The sequence below is a fragment of the Pseudomonas oryzihabitans genome (genome assembly GCF_006384975.1).
Lineage (GTDB): Bacteria > Pseudomonadota > Gammaproteobacteria > Pseudomonadales > Pseudomonadaceae > Chryseomonas > Chryseomonas psychrotolerans_B.
The window spans coordinates 1,179,129-1,193,767 of record NZ_CP021645.1 but is presented as its reverse complement, the minus strand read 5'-3'; the positions used below and the strand labels follow the sequence as shown (position 1 = coordinate 1,193,767).

Genomic DNA, 14,639 nt, shown 5'->3' with positions numbered 1-14,639 from the left:
CTCGCCATGACTGACCAGAACACCCCCGTGCTGCGCGAATCGGCCACCTTCGATCGCCTCACCATCCAGGAAATCCAGCGCGCCGCCGAGACCGGCATCTACGACATCCGCGGTGGCGGCACCAAGCGCAAGCTGCCGCACTTCGACGACCTGCTGCTGCTGGGCGCCAGCGTCTCGCGCTATCCGCTGGAGGGATATCGCGAGAAGTGCGGCACCGACGTGGTGCTTGGCACCCGCTTCGCCAAGAAACCGATCCACCTGAAGATTCCGGTAACCATTGCCGGCATGAGCTTCGGCGCGCTCTCGGCCAACGCCAAGGAGGCCCTGGGCCGTGGCGCCAGCATCGCCGGCACCAGCACGACCACCGGCGACGGCGGCATGACCCCCGAGGAGCGCGGCCAGTCCCAGCACCTGGTCTACCAGTACCTGCCGTCGCGCTACGGCATGAACCCCGACGACCTGCGCAAGGCCGACGCCATCGAGATCGTCCTGGGGCAGGGCGCCAAGCCCGGTGGTGGCGGCATGCTGTTGGGCATGAAGGTCACCGAGCGGGTGGCCGGCATGCGCACCCTGCCCATCGGCGTCGACCAGCGCAGTGCCTGCCGCCACCCCGACTGGACCGGCCCGGACGACCTGGCGATCAAGATCGCCGAGTTGCGCGAGATCACCGATTGGGAAAAGCCCATCTACGTCAAGATCGGCGCCAGCCGGCCCTATTACGACGTCAAGCTGGCGGTCAAGGCCGGCGCCGACGTGGTGGTACTGGATGGCATGCAGGGCGGCACCGCGGCGACCCAGGAGGTGTTCATCGAACACGTCGGCATCCCTATCCTGCCGGCCATTCCCCAGGCGGTGCAGGCGCTGCAGGAGATGGGCATGCACCGCAAGGTGCAACTGATCGTCTCCGGTGGCATCCGCAATGGTGCCGACGTAGCCAAGGCCATGGCCCTGGGCGCCGACGCCGTGGCCATCGGCACCGCCGCCCTGATCGCCCTGGGCGACAACCATCCGCGGCTGGACGCCGAACTGCGCAAGCTCGGCTCGGCCGCCGGTTACTACGACGACTGGCAGAACGGCCGCGATCCGGCCGGCATCACCACCCAGGACCCGGAGCTGGCCAAGCGCCTGGACCCGGTGGAAGGCGGTCGCCGCCTGGCCAACTACCTGCGGGTGCTGGTGCTGGAAGCCCAGACCATGGCCCGCGCCTGTGGCAAGTCGCACCTGCACAACCTTGATCCGGAAGACCTGGTAGCCCTGACCATCGAGGCCGCGGCCATGGCCCGCGTACCCCTGGCGGGCACCCAGTGGATTCCGGGGCAGACGGGGTTTTAGTGGGTAGGGCCACCCCTAGCGCTGTGAAGGGTGGCTTTTGTGATCGTGGTCGTGGCGGTTCGCCGCTACGTTCATGCCTGGTGTGCTTGGTCGGATCGCGGCCGTGGGCCGCTCCTACAAAAGCCGGATGTCCCGTAGGAGCGGCCCATGGCCGCGATAGAAGCACACGAAGGGTTGTTTCGGCAGGTCGCCTGACCTGCCGACGCTTTGGAACACTCACGTTCCCTTTCATCTCTCAGCGAAGGAAGCTCGACATGATCGGTAAAGGCAAGGCGTTTGCAGTTCTGGTAGGAGCCCTCGGGCTACCGGGTATGGCGCTGGCCCAGGAGGCGAAGCTCGACAGCGGCGATACGGCCTGGATGATGATCTCCAGCGTGCTGGTATTGATGATGTTGGTCCCGGGCCTGGCGCTCTTCTATGGTGGACTGGTGCGGGCGAAGAACCTGCTTTCGGTATTCACCCAGAGCTTCACCGTGGCCGGGGTGATCGGTGTACTGTGGATGGTCTACGGCTACAGCCTATTCGCTGACACCACCGGCATGGCGGCCGGTGAGTTCAACCTGCACAGCGTGATCGGCGGCTTGCAGCACTGGATGCTGCTCGACGTGGTGCGCGACAGCAAGGTCGGCAGCATTCCGGAAAGCGTCTTCGCTACTTTCCAGATGACTTTCGCGCTGATCACGCCGATGATCATCGCCGGCTCCTTCGCCGAGCGGATGAAATTCAGCGCCGCCGTGCTGTTCTGCGCCCTCTGGTTCACTTTCTGCTACCTGCCTTTGGCGCACATGGCCTGGAGCGGCCCGGGTGGGCTGCTCTATGACTGGGGCATCCTCGAATTCGCTGGTGGTACCGTTGTTCACATCAACTCGGGCGTTGCCGGACTGGTGGCCTGCGTGATGCTCGGACGCCGCCAGGGCTACAGCACCCAGGCCATGCCGCCGCACAATCTGGGCTTCGCCCTGACCGGGGCCGCCTTGCTATGGGTCGGCTGGTTCGGCTTCAACGTCGGCTCCGCGGTGGCTGCCAGCGCCAGCGCCGGCATGGCCATGCTCACCACCCAGATCGCCGCTTGCGCCGGTATTCTCGGCTGGCTTGCGGTGGAATGGCTGCGCACCGGCAAGGCCAGTGCCCTGGGCGTGGCGTCCGGTGCCCTGGCCGGCTTGGTCGCCATCACCCCGGCCTGCGGCTTCGTCGGTCCGGCCGGTGCGCTGGTGATGGGCCTGGTGACCGGCGCCATCTGCTACGCTGCAGTGGTCTATCTCAAGCGTACCTTCGGCTACGACGACGCCCTCGACGCCTTCGGCCTACACGGGATCGGCGGCATCGTCGGCTCCTTGCTCACCGGCGTCTTCGCCGCCAAGAGCCTGGGCGGCTACCAGGACATCTCCATCGTCAGCCAGGTCCTCATCCAACTCAAGAGCGTCATCTTCACCGTGGTCTTCTGCGGCGTCATGACCTTCCTGTTGCTCAGCATCACCCGGGTACTGACCCGCGGGCTGCGCGTCGACGAAGAGGTGGAGGAGCAAGGGTTGGACCTGCTCCAGCATGGCGAAAAAGCCTACAGCTGAAATCGGTCTCCTGCTTGAGCCAGCCACTCTGGACGCTGCGGTGGCTGATGTCCCGCTCTGAGCGTGCCGTCCCTGCATTGCCTGGGGCGGTGCGCTCTTCTTCTTATAAAACTTCGATCTATCGGATGGAGACGCTGCCGGTCTTGCCCGCAAGGGTACCGCTGTCGAGTCGTTGCCCCTATAGGCCCCTGTTCGGTGGGAAAAGCCCAAGTAGATGATCGACCTGCATGACCTGCCCTGCATGTTGGGTGGGGCGGTCCGCTGATGCCGCACGCAGGTGGACCATTTGTTTGCCGCCAGGCTTTTCGACATCTATTTCCAGCCTTACCAAGCTGATCGCCTCAGGCTCGCGCCGTGCCGTTGGATGGGAGATAACACACGGAGGAAGAAGCAAGGCAGATGGTGTGGACCTCCCTCCTAGGGTGCAGGCCGTTACCCGTAAGCCAATGGAGGATAGCGCGGAAATCGCCGACATCTTTTGCCAGGCAACCGGGTAGGCCATCGTCAAGGTTGCGTGCGCCGGTACGCTCGATGAGCGCGAGATATCAGTGCGTTGCGTGGAAAGCCGCGCACGTCTGGCTCCTGTGCAGGCGTTAGGCCTGGGTGGTGGCGCAGGCCCTGCTGTCGCCTGCCAGCTGGCTTTGTTCTCGGCGGCCTTCGAGTCCAGGTTCAGGCGCTGGTCAGGCTGCGGGCGTCGTGGATACCCGGCGCGAAGCGCCAGTGCGCGTCGTCGTAGACCTTGCCCAGCCAGCGTTGCACCAGTTCGTGATAGGCCGGTTGGCTGCGATAGTGGTTGATGAAGCTGTCGATGGCGGAGAGCAGCGTGGCATTGCCCGGCTGGTTGGCTACCGCTGCCGAGTAGTACCAGAGCGTCGGGCTGAGATTGCCGGGGAGGATCTCCAGGCGTCCGCGCCAGGGACTGTGCTCGCCCTGGCAGGCCCAGTGATAGATGGGCAAATCAACGGCGAAAGCGTCCACCGTGGCATTGGCCAGGCAGTCGTGGATCAGGCTTTGGTCGCCATAAGCCAGTAGGTTGGCCAGTTCGACCTTGCCACCAGGCTTGCTGCGGTTGGCTTGCCAGCGCAGACCGCAGGCCTCCAGGGCCGCCAGGGCGGCCGGGTCATTGATGCAGCCGAGGACCTTGCCGGCGAGGTCTTGGACGCCGCGGATGCGCTCGTCGCCGGCCCGCCGGGCCAGCACATAGGGCAGGAACACATAGGGTGCGGAAAAGGCTACCCGATCGTAGCCGGGCATCGGCGGGAGGGCGCTCCACACCAGGTCGGCCTCGTTGTCCCGCCGTTGCGCCCCGGCCTCCAGCAACTGCAGGCAGCGATCCCAGGGATGCTCGATGAAGCGGCACCGCACGCCCAGCCAGCGCGCGAAGGCACGCGCCAAGTCAGCGTCCAGTCCCTGCAGTTCGGCACCCGGTTCGGTGCGAAAGGACAGGCCCTTGAAGGCCGGCTCTATCGCCACGCGGATTTCACCCCGGGCGCGGATGTCGGCCAGTCGGTCGTAGTGCGGATCAGATTGTAGGCGTTCCTCTTGCAGTAGACGCCGCAGCCCCTGCGACGGGGGGTGGCTGGCATAGGCCGACTGCAGGTCGCTGAGCAGTGCTCGGCTCCAACTGCCCCGTTCGCGCAGTTGCGAATTGGCGCTCTGGCCGAGTTGCACGCCTGCCACGATGACGCGATTGTTGCCCTCGATCTGGTCGAGGCGCTTGTCCATCTGGTCGAACAGTCCGTGCAGACTGCTCAGCGAGGTGCCGACCTTGCCACTGAGCTGATGCAACTGCGATTCGGCGCTACCCAGCAGGGTATGAAGCTGGGTACCAACCTGCGACATGTCGATCTGCGTGAAGGCCTGTTGGGTGTTGACCTGGGTACGTTGGGCCAGGTCGCGGATCTCCGTGGCGACGACCGCGAAGCCTCGCCGGCATGCGCCGCCTCGATGGCCGCGTTGATCGAAAGCAGTTGCACAGTGCGGCCGATCTCGTCGATGGCGCGGATCACCTGATGCGAGGCGTGGGCACGTTCCTCGATGGCCTGCTGCAGTTCGGCGAATTGCTGGGCGAAGAACTGCCGGGTCTCTTCCAACTCGCGGGCCAGCGCCTGACGTAACTCGTCGGCACTCTGACTGCTGTGATCGAGGAAACCCCGGGTGTCATCGAGATAGGTCAGTTGTTCGCCGCTGCGTACGGCGATCTCGGACAGACTGTTCTCGGTCTGCTCGACCGCTTGCAGGGCATGACGCTGCAAGGCGTCCAGACGCTGGCAGAGCAGGCTCAGAGCGGGACCCTCGCCGTCCTGCTCGGGCTGGATCCGACCGCGCTCCAGAAACTCGCGCAGGCGCGCGGGAAGGTTGCCGTCGTCGAGGCGCAGGGCGCCTTCGACATCACCGGCGAGCAGGGCGACCTGCCAGGCCGGTGTAGGGGAGGGAGAGGGCTTGAACCAGGCCATAATGGATTCCTTGGGCTTCAGGTCGATAAAGGAAAGGGTTCTCCTTTCTCTCATCACAGAATCCTCAAAACGGAGGTGACGGTGGCTTGAGCAATGATCGGTAGAAAGGGCAAACGGATGTTCTAGAAGTGCTGGTTAAAAATTATTCCTTTTAGGAATTGCAAGGCTTGTGCCAGACCGCGCCGCCGTGTTTACGGGCAGCGGTTCTGAATGGCTTCGGCGGAATGCCCCTTTTCTGGTCAAGGCGTGCTATCACCGCCTGCATTTGGAGCTATGTCGGCACGCCTCAGAGTCATGTCTCGCCTGGTGCAGCAGGTAAGGTCACGTAGGCTGCCGGCGACGTTGCCCAGGCCGTATAGGCAGCGAACGCCGTGTCGTTCGCACCGGGTAATGCGGCTGTTAGTAGCTGGGCAGCGGGATTGAGGCTTGATCGAGCGGCTGCCGATTTCGGCTGGGCAGCCGCTGCTGAGTCAGTAGGTACGAGAGGACGCCTGGGGCGCCTGGAGCGCATCCAGCGGACGATAGCGGGCCAGGTTGGCCAGGGCCGCCTGGCGGAACAGGCTGATGTCGATGCCGACGGCGACGAACTGGCAACCCCAGTCGCGATAGCGCCGGGCATCGTCTTCCTGGGGCGCCAGGATGCCGGCTACCTTGCCGGCGGCCAGGGTCGCCTCGATGGCCGTGCGGATGCGCGCCTGTACCTCGGGATGGCCCGGATTGCCGGCATGGCCCAGGCCGCTGGAGAGGTCCGCCGGGCCGACGAAGACGGCGTCCACCCCGTCCACCGCGGCGATCTCGGCGACGTTGTCGCTGCCCAGGCGCGACTCCACCTGGACGATCAGGCACAGCTCGGTATGGGCGCTGTGCAGATAGTCGGGCACCGCGTCCCAGCGGGTGGCGCGGGCCAGGCCGCCGCCGACGCCGCGGATGCCGTGGGGTGGATAGCGCATGGCCCGCACCAGGGCATGGGCCTGCTCGGCGGTCTCCACCATGGGCACCATCAGCGTCTGCACGCCGATGTCCAGCAGTTGCTTGATCAGCACCGCGTCACCGGTCACGCAGCGCACCACCGGCGCCGTGGGGTAGGGCGCCACCGCCTGCAACTGGGCGAGGATGCTCGGCACCGTGTTAGGCGCGTGTTCGCCGTCGATCAGCAGCCAGTCGTAGCCGGTGCCGGCGGCGATCTCGGCGGCATAGCCGGTGGCGAAGCCGGCCCAGAGGCCATAGAGGGTGTCGCGGCCCGCCAGGCGGGTCTTGAAGGGGTTGCGGGGCAGGTCCATAAGGGCTCCAACGGGTTCAGGAAGAGGTATCGGGCAACTGGACCAGCAGGCCGTAGCTCAGGGCACCGGCCACCGCGACGGCGGCGGCGATGCCGAGGGCGAGGCCGAAGGAGCCGGTCTGCTGGACGATCATGCCGGTGATGACCGGAGCGAAGGCGCCGCCGAAGTAGCCACCGAAGTTCTGGATGCTGGCCAGCGAGGCGACCTGGTGCGAGGGCACGGCGACGCTCACCAGTGACCAGGTGCCGGCCACCGCCACGTTGAGGCTGAACAGCGCCAGGCTGAAGCAGAGGATGACGCTGCCGATGCCGGTCACCCCGGCGCTGCACAGGGCGAACAGCCCGGCCGCGGCCAGGCCGCCGCAGATCGGCAGCTTGCGACTGAAGGCCAGGCTGCGCCCGCTGCGGGTCAGGCGATCCACCAGCAGGCCGCCGCCGATCACGCCACAGGCGCCGGCCAGGAACGGCAGGCTGGCGACCCAGCCGGCCTGGGACAGGGACAGGTGGTGGACCCGCTCCAGGTAGGCCGGCAGCCAGGTCAGGAACAGCGACAGCATGTAGATGATGCCGACGTAGCCGATCACCACGCCCCAGGTCAGGCGGCGGCGGAACAGCCCCAGCCAGTCGGCGAAGGTCAGTCGCTGGCCGGCGTCCTGGGGGGGCAGCCCGGCGTCCAGGTGCGCCCGCTCGGCGGCGTCCAGCGCCACCTGGACCCGATCGCGATAGCTCAGGTACCAGAGCGCCGCCACGGCGATCCCGAGCACGCCCATGGCGATGAACATCTGCCGCCAGCCCAGCCACAGCAGCAGGGCGGTGAGGATCGGCTGGGAGATCGCCGGTCCCAGGGAGGAGGAGAGGTTGAAGATGCCGGAGGGCAGGCCGCGCTCGCGCACATTGAACCACTCGCTGACCACCTTGGCGCCGGCCGGGAATTGCGGCGCCTCGCCAATGCCCAGGCCGACGCGGGCGAGGATCATCAGGTGCAGGCTGCTGAGCAGCCCCAGCACGCCCTGGGCGAGGGACCAGAGGCAGATGCCCAGGCCCAGGGTCAGGCGCGCACCGAAGCGATCCAGCAGACCGCCGATGGGCAACTGGGCAAAGGCATAGGCCCAGGCGAAGGCCGACAGCAGCAGGCCCATCTCGGTCGGCGTGAAGCCCAGCTCGCCGCTGATGGTCTGGTTGGCGATGGCCAGGGTGCTGCGGTCCAGGTAGTTGACGAAGCCGGCCAGCACCAGCAGCGCCAGGGCGATCACCTGGACCCGCTTGAGGCGGGCACTCTTGGGTGGCAGCGGCGTCGCCGCGGGGCGCGCATCCGGCAGGGGCGTCGCCAGGGTCTCTTGGGTCGCTTTCATCCAGCCCTCCTGGGCAAGGCCTCAGTGGCGATAGGGACGTTCCAGGGCGCATTCCGGATTGAGGCGCACGCCGAAGCCGGGCCGATCCAGCGCCGAGGCGCGCAGGCGGCCGCGCATCGGGACGGGTTCGTCGAGGAGTTGCGGATGGAACATGGGCACCACCTCGTCGGCCTTGGGCGCCATCATCAGGAACTCGGCGAAGGGACTGTTGGTGCGGGTGATGACGAAGTGATAGCTGTAGACCGAGGAGCCGTGGGGCACCACCAGGGCATTGTGGGCATCGGCCAGGGCGGAGATGCGCATCAACTCGGTGAGGCCGCCGCACCAGCCGACGTCCGGCTGCAGGATGTCGCAGCAACCCATCTCCAGAAGCAGGCGGAAGCCCCAGCGGGTGGCCTCGTGCTCGCCGGTGGTCACCAGCATGCCGCGTGGCACATTGCGTTTGAGTTCGGCATAGCCCCAGTAGTCGTCCGGCGGCAGCGCCTCCTCGATCCACTTCAGGCCGAACTGCTGGGCGCCCTGGGCCAGGCGGGTGGCGTAGTTGAGGTCGAGGCTCATCCAGCAGTCGAGCATCAGCCAGAAGTCGTCGCCGACCCGCTCGCGCATGGTCGCCAGGGCCTCCAGGTTCTTGCGCAGGCCTTCCTCGCCCTCGGCCGGGCCATGCTGCAGCGGCAGCTTGCCGCCGATGAAGCCCATCTCCTTGGCCAGGTCCGGCCGGGCGCCGGTGGCATAGAACTGCAATTCGTCGCGCACCGCGCCGCCGAGCAACTGGTGCACCGGCTCCTGGCGCAGCTTGCCGAGCAGGTCCCAGAGCGCGAGATCCACCCCGGAGATGGTGTTGAGCACGATGCCCTTGCGCCCGTAGTAGAGGGTGGAGAGGTACATCTGGTCCCAGATCTTTTCCAGGTCGGTGACCTTGGCCCCCTCCAGGAAGCGCGCCAGGTGCCGCTCGACGATGAAGGCGCCCAGCTCGCCGCCGGTGGTGACGGCGAAGCCCACGGTGCCGTCGCTGGCCTCGACCTCCACCACCAGGGTGCCCAGCACGTTGATGCCGAAGCTGCGCCGGCTCTGGCGGTATTCCGGGTACTTGGCCATGGGCGTGGCGATGTGGTCGTCGATCCAGTGGCCGTCGCCCTGGTCGTGGTAGTCGGCGCCGCCGCCGCGAAGGGTGTAGGCGCGCACCTGCTTGATGGTGGGTAGGGGCATGGCGAGGCTCCCTCAATGACTGGGCGTGAGCTGGGGTTGGGGATCGGCCTGGTCGCGTCGGCGCAGGCCGAGGATCAGGGCGGCGGCGACCAGGGTGGTGCCGGCGAGCAGATAGAGGCCGGCGCCGGGGTGGGCAAAGGTCACCTCGGCCCAGCGCTTGGCCAGGGGCGCGATGAAGCCGCCGATGGCGCCGCAGGTATTGATCAGGGCGATGCCGCCCGCGGCGGCGCTACCGCGCAACTGGTCGGACGGAAAGGTCCAGAACAGCGGCTGAACGGCGATGAAGCCGGCGGCGGCGAAGCACAGGGCGATCAGCGCATAGAGCGGTGAGAAGGTCACCGAGGCGGCGATGCCCAGGCCGGAAAGGGCCAGGGTGGCGGCGGCGGTGCGACGGCGCTCGCCGGTGCGATCCGACCAGCTGGGGATCAGCCAGGCGGCGAGCAGGGCGCAGACCCAGGGAATCGCCGAGACCAGGCCGACCAGCAACCCGACCTTCTGCCCGAGCAGCCCGGCCACCTGGGTCGGCAGATAGAAGACCACGCCATAGACGCTGGCCTGGATCAGCAGGTAGATGCTGCACAGCAGCAGGATGCGCGGCTGGCCGAGCAGGCGCAGCAGCCCGCCATGGTGGGGCTTGGCGGCGTCCTCGGTATCCAGGGCCTGTTGCAGGGTCTGCTTTTCCGCCTCGCTCAGCCAGCGGGCATCGCGCGGCCGATTGTCCAGGTAGAACCAGGCCCAGATGCCCACCAGACTGGCCAGCACTCCTTCGACCAGGAACATCCATTGCCAGCCCTGCAGACCGCCAAGGCCGTCGAACTCCAGCAGCAGGCCCGACAGCGGACTGCCGAAGATGAAGGCCAGGGGCGCGCCGAAATAGAAGAACCCCAGCGCCCGGGCGCGGTAGCGCGAGGGAAACCAGTAGGTGAGGTAGAGGATGACGCCCGGGAAGAAGCCGGCTTCGGCCACCCCGAGTAGGAAGCGCAGCACATAGAAGGTGGTCGCCGTGTGGGCGAACATCATGGCGGCGGAGATCAGCCCCCAGGTCACCATGATCCGGCACATCCACAACCGGGCGCCGACCCGGTGCATGATCAGGTTGCTGGGAATCTCGAGAAAGGCGTAGCCGACGAAGAAGACCCCGGCGCCAAAGGCGAAGGCCGCATCGGAGATGCCGGTATCGGCCTGGAAGGCGACCTTGGCGAAGCCCACGTTGGCCCGGTCGAGAAAGGCCATGACGTACATCAGCAGCAGGAAGGGCAGCAGGCGCCGGGTGACCTTGGCGACCAGCCCTGGAGACAGGGTGGTATGCATGGCGATCTCTCTTGTTGTTGTGATTCGGCCACGGCTCAAGGTAGTCGCAGTTGCAATGCCTGGATAATCGCTTTTTGTTTAGGGCCGATACCCTTAGGGTATCGGTACTGGGTGAGGGCCTGACCAGAGCCTTCACGCTCAAGACGCGCACGCGTCGTCGATCACGCACCAGGACGCTACCGATGAACGCCTCCCCGCATGCCCGCGCTCTGTTCAATCGCCTGCGCTACAAGCACCTGCTGATGCTGGTGACCCTGGCCGGTACCCGTAATCTGCACCGGGCCGCGGAAGCCCTGCACATGTCCCAGCCGGCCACCACCCGGATGCTGCAGGAGGTCGAGGAAGCCTTTGGCTGCGCATTGTTCGAGCGGCACGCGCGGGGCCTGAAGCCCACGGCGCTGGGCGCGGAGATCCTGGAGTTCGCCCGGCGCGCCCTCAATGGCCTGGATCGCTGCGCCGAAGACCTCGATGCGCGGCGCGCCGGTGGCTATGGTCATCTGGCGGTGGGCGCCATCATGGGCGCCTTGCCCGATCTGGTGGTGCGGGCCATCGCCGAGAGCAAGGCGCGTCAACCGGGCTTGCAGCTGCGCATCCTCGGCGATACCAGCGACCAGCTCACCGAGTTGCTGGAGCAGGAGCGGATCGATGTCGCCATCGCTCGCTTCACCAGCCCGGCCGATCTCGGCCGCTTCACCTTCGAGCCGTTGGGTAATGAGCACCTGGCGGTGGTGGTGCGCACCGGACATCCGCTGGCCGGGCGCGCCGTACCGGATCTGGCCGAGCTGGTCGAGGAGTGGCCCTGGATCCTGCAACCCGAGGCGAGCCCGGCGCGGGTCGCCCTGGAGGCCGCCTTCGCCCGCCGCCAGCTACCGCCCCCGGCGGACATCATCGAGTGCGGTTCGGTATTCGCCATGCTGCAACTGGTGCAGATCACCGACGCCATCCTGGTGCTGACCGAGGCCGTGGTGCGCGACCATCTGCGTACCGGTCTCATGGTGCCGCTCGACCTCGAGATCACCGAACCCCTGACGCCCTTCGGCATCCTGCTGCGGGCGGGGCAGGTGCCGGGCACAGCGCTTCAAGGCTTTCTCGAGCTGCTCAGGCGGCAGGCGGGCAAGGGGGCGGTTGAGTCCTGCAGGGGCATCCGTGGGCCGCGCCGCTGAAGGCAGAAATATTTTCCTAAGCCTGTTGTTTCTTTCCTGATAAATCAGTATCTTAGCGGCCGCTGGTGCAGAGAACCCCGCTGAACAGGTTCGCTGCTCAAGCCAGCCGGATGCCGCAAGGCTTCCATGCGCAGCGGTAGTTCAGTCGGTTAGAATACCGGCCTGTCACGCCGGGGGTCGCGGGTTCGAGTCCCGTCCGCTGCGCCATCTACCACCCGTAAGCTCTGCCTTGCGGGTATCGAAAGAAGCGGCCCTCGTGGCCGCTTTTTTTCGTCCTGCCTTTTTGTCGCCAAGTCTTGCCAGAGCGAAACCGCGGCGCTTCGTTGACCTCCAACCCCTAACGTCCAAGCGTGGGAGTGGCCATGAAGATCGCCTGTCTGGGGTGGGGTTCCTTGATCTGGAAAGCCGCGGAGTTGCCGGTGGCCTCCGACTGGTTCACCGACGGGCCCTGGCTGCCCGTCGAGTTCGCCCGGGAAGGGGATAGCGGCGAGTTGGCCACGGTACTCTGCGAGGGCGTGGCCGAGGTGCAGGTGCTGTGGGCCTACCTGGCCGTGACTACCCTGGACGCCGCCCGCGAGGCCCTGCGCGAACGCGAAGGCGTGCCCAGGCAGCAGCCGGAGTGTATCGGTAGCTGGCCGGAGGGGCCGTCATCGCCGTTCCAATCCACCATAGCGAACTGGGCGCGCGGTCAGGGGCTGGATGCCGTGGTCTGGACCGCCTTGCCCCCGCGCAGCGGTGGCCGCAACGGGCGTCAGCCTTCGGCCGAAGAAGCCCTGACCTACCTACGCACCCTCGATGCCGAGCGGCAAGCCCATGCGCGTGACTACATCCAGCGCACGCCGGTCGCCATAGATACCCCTTACCGGCGGCTCATCGAAGAGACCTTCCATTGGTTGCCGCTGCCGGAAGCGACACTGGATATTGGCAAGTCGGCCTAGGGTTCAACAGGCGCTGGATTGGTATAGAGACCGGTGAAGCGCCTTTTTGAGCTCGACTCGCGGTGTCGAATGAATGCTAAGTTGGTTAGCCGGCTGCTCATGGCCTAGGCCCCGACCGGGACGCCCACACCGATCGGCCACCGGTCACCTCTCTGGACGACCTGCTGCCTGGCCCCCGAGCAATCTCGCCTTTATCCTTTCTGCACTATAGGTAGGAGTGCCCTGGCAGTGATCCTGTAACGAAGTAACTCCGACTCATCGCACTAGGCGATTCCGATTGGAGACGGCACCCACGCGGCGCGGTCATCACTTCGTTCTATTTGTTCTCTGTCGTGCAACATGTCCGCCTCGTGCAGACGCTGCGCTGGAACGAGAACTTCACAGGTATCAGCATGGCATTTTCAGGTCGTTCGTCGGACAACGTCGTTGCGCACAATCAAGCTGCATGGGACAAACTTGCGGCGCAGGATTGTGAGTGGTCTCGCCCCGTTTCAGCGCAAGTCATCGCAGCTGCCCGCCAGGGTGATTGGTCCGTGAGATTGATACCGGACGATCTGCCCCGCCACTGGCTCGGTGATGTGTCGGGTCTGGATATTCTGTGCCTTGCCTCAACTGGCGGACAACAAGCCCCTATCCTGGCCGCCGCGGGTGCAACAGTCACTGTCCTCGATGCCTCGGCGAGACAACTGGAGCAGGACCGTCTGGTAGCGGTGCGGGATGGGCTGGCTTTGTCCGTGATTCAGGGCGATATGCGTGACCTTTCCCGGTTTTCAGACGAATCTTTCGACCTAGTCTTCCATCCCATTTCCAATCTCTACGTGCCCGATCTCAGGCCCGTGTGGAGGGAGTGCTATCGAACGCTTCGCAAGGGTGGGCGGGTGCTGGCGGGCTTCTACAATCCGATCGTTTTCGTCGGTGACCGCGACACCCAATGGGAGGAGCAAGCGCTCATCCGCCCGATCTGCAAGGTGCCGTACGCCGATACGCGGGATCTCGACGCGGACCAGCTGGATGCAAAGATCATGCGTGGCGAGGCGTTGGTCTTCGGCCATGGTCTGACCGATCAGATCGGCGGTCAAACCGAGTCAGGCTTCAGGATTGCAGGATTTGCAGAGGCCCGTGCACCCGTACCACGCTTCGTCATAGATCGTTTTCTGCCAACCTTCATCGCGACATTGGCCTTGAAGTCGCATTGAATTCCAAGTATTGGAACGCTAGAGCAGAAAAGTTTGGGCTCTCTAGGCTGGGCTATAGCGACGAGCTCCAACTCGATTTTTGTCGATCGCTGACGAGCCTTCGTTATTCAACGGATCATGCACCGATGTAGTCCGCCCTTTTAAGCCGTCCTTAATAAACTCACCATACAAATGAGCAGGCATCGACATTTATCCTATCTTTCCAAATGCCACTGGTATGATGACGCGAGATGATTTATCTTTCCCTCAACTTTCGCTTATGGGCGAAGTCTGAATTCCCGTCCTCTTTATCTCTTCAGGAGTAGTCATGTCCCGCCTTGCCGAATTCCGCGCCGCCGAAGAACAACTGCGTGCCCAATTGCAGTTGCTCGAAGATCTGAAGCAGGACAGTTCCCTGCAGAAAGAAATCGAGTTCGAAAGCAAGCTGCAATCGCTGATGGACGAGTACCACATGAACCTGGGCGACATCATCGGCATCCTGGATCCGAATGCCGCCCCCAAGCACAAGGCGCAGACCCCGCATCCGGAAAAGCCAGCAGGCAAGCGGCGTCCGCGTACCACCAAGCGTTATCAGCACCCCCAGACCGGCGAAGTCATCGAGACCAAGGGTGGCAATCACAAGGTGCTCAAGGCCTGGAAAGCCGAACACGGTGCCGATACCGTCGAGGGCTGGCTGCAGTAAAGCTTCATCACGTTTCGGTCGGCGCCAGGCGCAATGCCTGGCCGCCGGCTTGAGCGTTATCTGTTTTAGCGAGTACTACGGATTTCACCTGTCCCAGAAAATTCGCCGTCTAGCCCCTGCCACCGCGCGTTCTTTACCCTAACTTGACCGAAAGGT

12 protein-coding genes and 1 tRNA gene are annotated in these 14,639 nt (G+C 65.2%); 7 read left to right on the top strand and 6 right to left on the bottom strand.

Annotation, left to right across the window (positions count from 1 at the left end; translation table 11 throughout):
• The first annotated feature begins 6 nt into the window (after nt 1-6).
• Together CCZ28_RS05195 and CCZ28_RS05190 are read left to right on the top strand one after the other, a co-directional pair.
• The gene (locus CCZ28_RS05195; protein WP_140216510.1) at nt 7-1,332 is read left to right on the top strand and encodes an FMN-binding glutamate synthase family protein; all 1,326 of its coding nucleotides are present in this window, start codon (nt 7-9) and stop codon (nt 1,330-1,332) included.
• 254 nt (nt 1,333-1,586) lie between these two features.
• Nucleotides 1,587-2,900 (top strand): ammonium transporter, encoded by a 1,314-nt coding sequence (locus CCZ28_RS05190; RefSeq protein ID WP_140216508.1) that lies wholly within the window; start codon nt 1,587-1,589, stop codon nt 2,898-2,900.
• A gap of 669 nt (nt 2,901-3,569) precedes the next feature.
• Here the strand turns inward: CCZ28_RS05190 and CCZ28_RS05185 are convergent.
• From CCZ28_RS05185 to CCZ28_RS05160, 6 genes are all read right to left on the bottom strand, one after another.
• Nucleotides 3,570-4,742 carry a substrate-binding periplasmic protein gene (locus CCZ28_RS05185; RefSeq protein WP_140216506.1) on the bottom strand — a complete coding sequence of 391 codons (1,173 nt, stop codon included), beginning with the start codon at nt 4,740-4,742 and terminating at the stop codon, nt 3,570-3,572.
• Nucleotides 4,652-5,356 carry a hypothetical protein gene (locus tag CCZ28_RS24820; protein ID WP_140216504.1) on the bottom strand — a complete coding sequence of 235 codons (705 nt, stop codon included), beginning with the start codon at nt 5,354-5,356 and terminating at the stop codon, nt 4,652-4,654. Before CCZ28_RS24820 ends, CCZ28_RS05185 begins: the two co-directional genes overlap by 91 nt.
• Nucleotides 5,357-5,826: 470 nt before the next feature.
• A complete protein-coding gene (locus CCZ28_RS05175) occupies nt 5,827-6,636 on the bottom strand; it encodes an aldolase/citrate lyase family protein (RefSeq protein ID WP_140216502.1) in 810 nt (269 codons plus the stop codon).
• A 16-nt stretch (nt 6,637-6,652) separates the two neighbouring features.
• Nucleotides 6,653-7,987 (bottom strand): MFS transporter, encoded by a 1,335-nt coding sequence (locus CCZ28_RS05170; protein ID WP_140216500.1) that lies wholly within the window; start codon nt 7,985-7,987, stop codon nt 6,653-6,655.
• A gap of 21 nt (nt 7,988-8,008) precedes the next feature.
• Nucleotides 8,009-9,193 carry an L-rhamnonate dehydratase gene (gene rhmD / locus CCZ28_RS05165; RefSeq protein WP_140216498.1) on the bottom strand — a complete coding sequence of 395 codons (1,185 nt, stop codon included), beginning with the start codon at nt 9,191-9,193 and terminating at the stop codon, nt 8,009-8,011.
• Nucleotides 9,194-9,205: 12 nt separating this feature from the next.
• On the bottom strand, nt 9,206-10,504 hold the full coding sequence (locus CCZ28_RS05160; protein WP_140216496.1) for an MFS transporter: 1,299 nt from the start codon (nt 10,502-10,504) through the stop codon (nt 9,206-9,208).
• A 182-nt stretch (nt 10,505-10,686) separates the two neighbouring features.
• On the opposite strand from CCZ28_RS05160, the gene CCZ28_RS05155 reads away from it, so the two are divergent.
• The 5 genes from CCZ28_RS05155 to CCZ28_RS05135 all read left to right on the top strand — a co-directional run bounded on the left by CCZ28_RS05155 (nt 10,687) and on the right by CCZ28_RS05135 (nt 14,483).
• Nucleotides 10,687-11,667 carry a LysR family transcriptional regulator gene (locus CCZ28_RS05155; protein ID WP_140216494.1) on the top strand — a complete coding sequence of 327 codons (981 nt, stop codon included), beginning with the start codon at nt 10,687-10,689 and terminating at the stop codon, nt 11,665-11,667.
• Nucleotides 11,668-11,797: 130 nt separating this feature from the next.
• Nucleotides 11,798-11,874: transfer RNA gene (locus tag CCZ28_RS05150), tRNA-Asp, on the top strand.
• 155 nt (nt 11,875-12,029) lie between these two features.
• Nucleotides 12,030-12,605 carry a hypothetical protein gene (locus CCZ28_RS05145; RefSeq protein WP_140216492.1) on the top strand — a complete coding sequence of 192 codons (576 nt, stop codon included), beginning with the start codon at nt 12,030-12,032 and terminating at the stop codon, nt 12,603-12,605.
• Nucleotides 12,606-12,955: 350 nt separating this feature from the next.
• Nucleotides 12,956-13,801: a class I SAM-dependent methyltransferase gene (locus tag CCZ28_RS05140; RefSeq protein WP_240795233.1), complete on the top strand. Its 846-nt coding sequence runs from the start codon at nt 12,956-12,958 to the stop codon at nt 13,799-13,801.
• A 307-nt stretch (nt 13,802-14,108) separates the two neighbouring features.
• Complete coding sequence (locus tag CCZ28_RS05135) at nt 14,109-14,483, top strand: histone-like nucleoid-structuring protein, MvaT/MvaU family (protein ID WP_140216490.1); 375 nt, start codon at nt 14,109-14,111, stop codon at nt 14,481-14,483.
• The last annotated feature ends 156 nt before the right edge of the window (nt 14,484-14,639 follow it).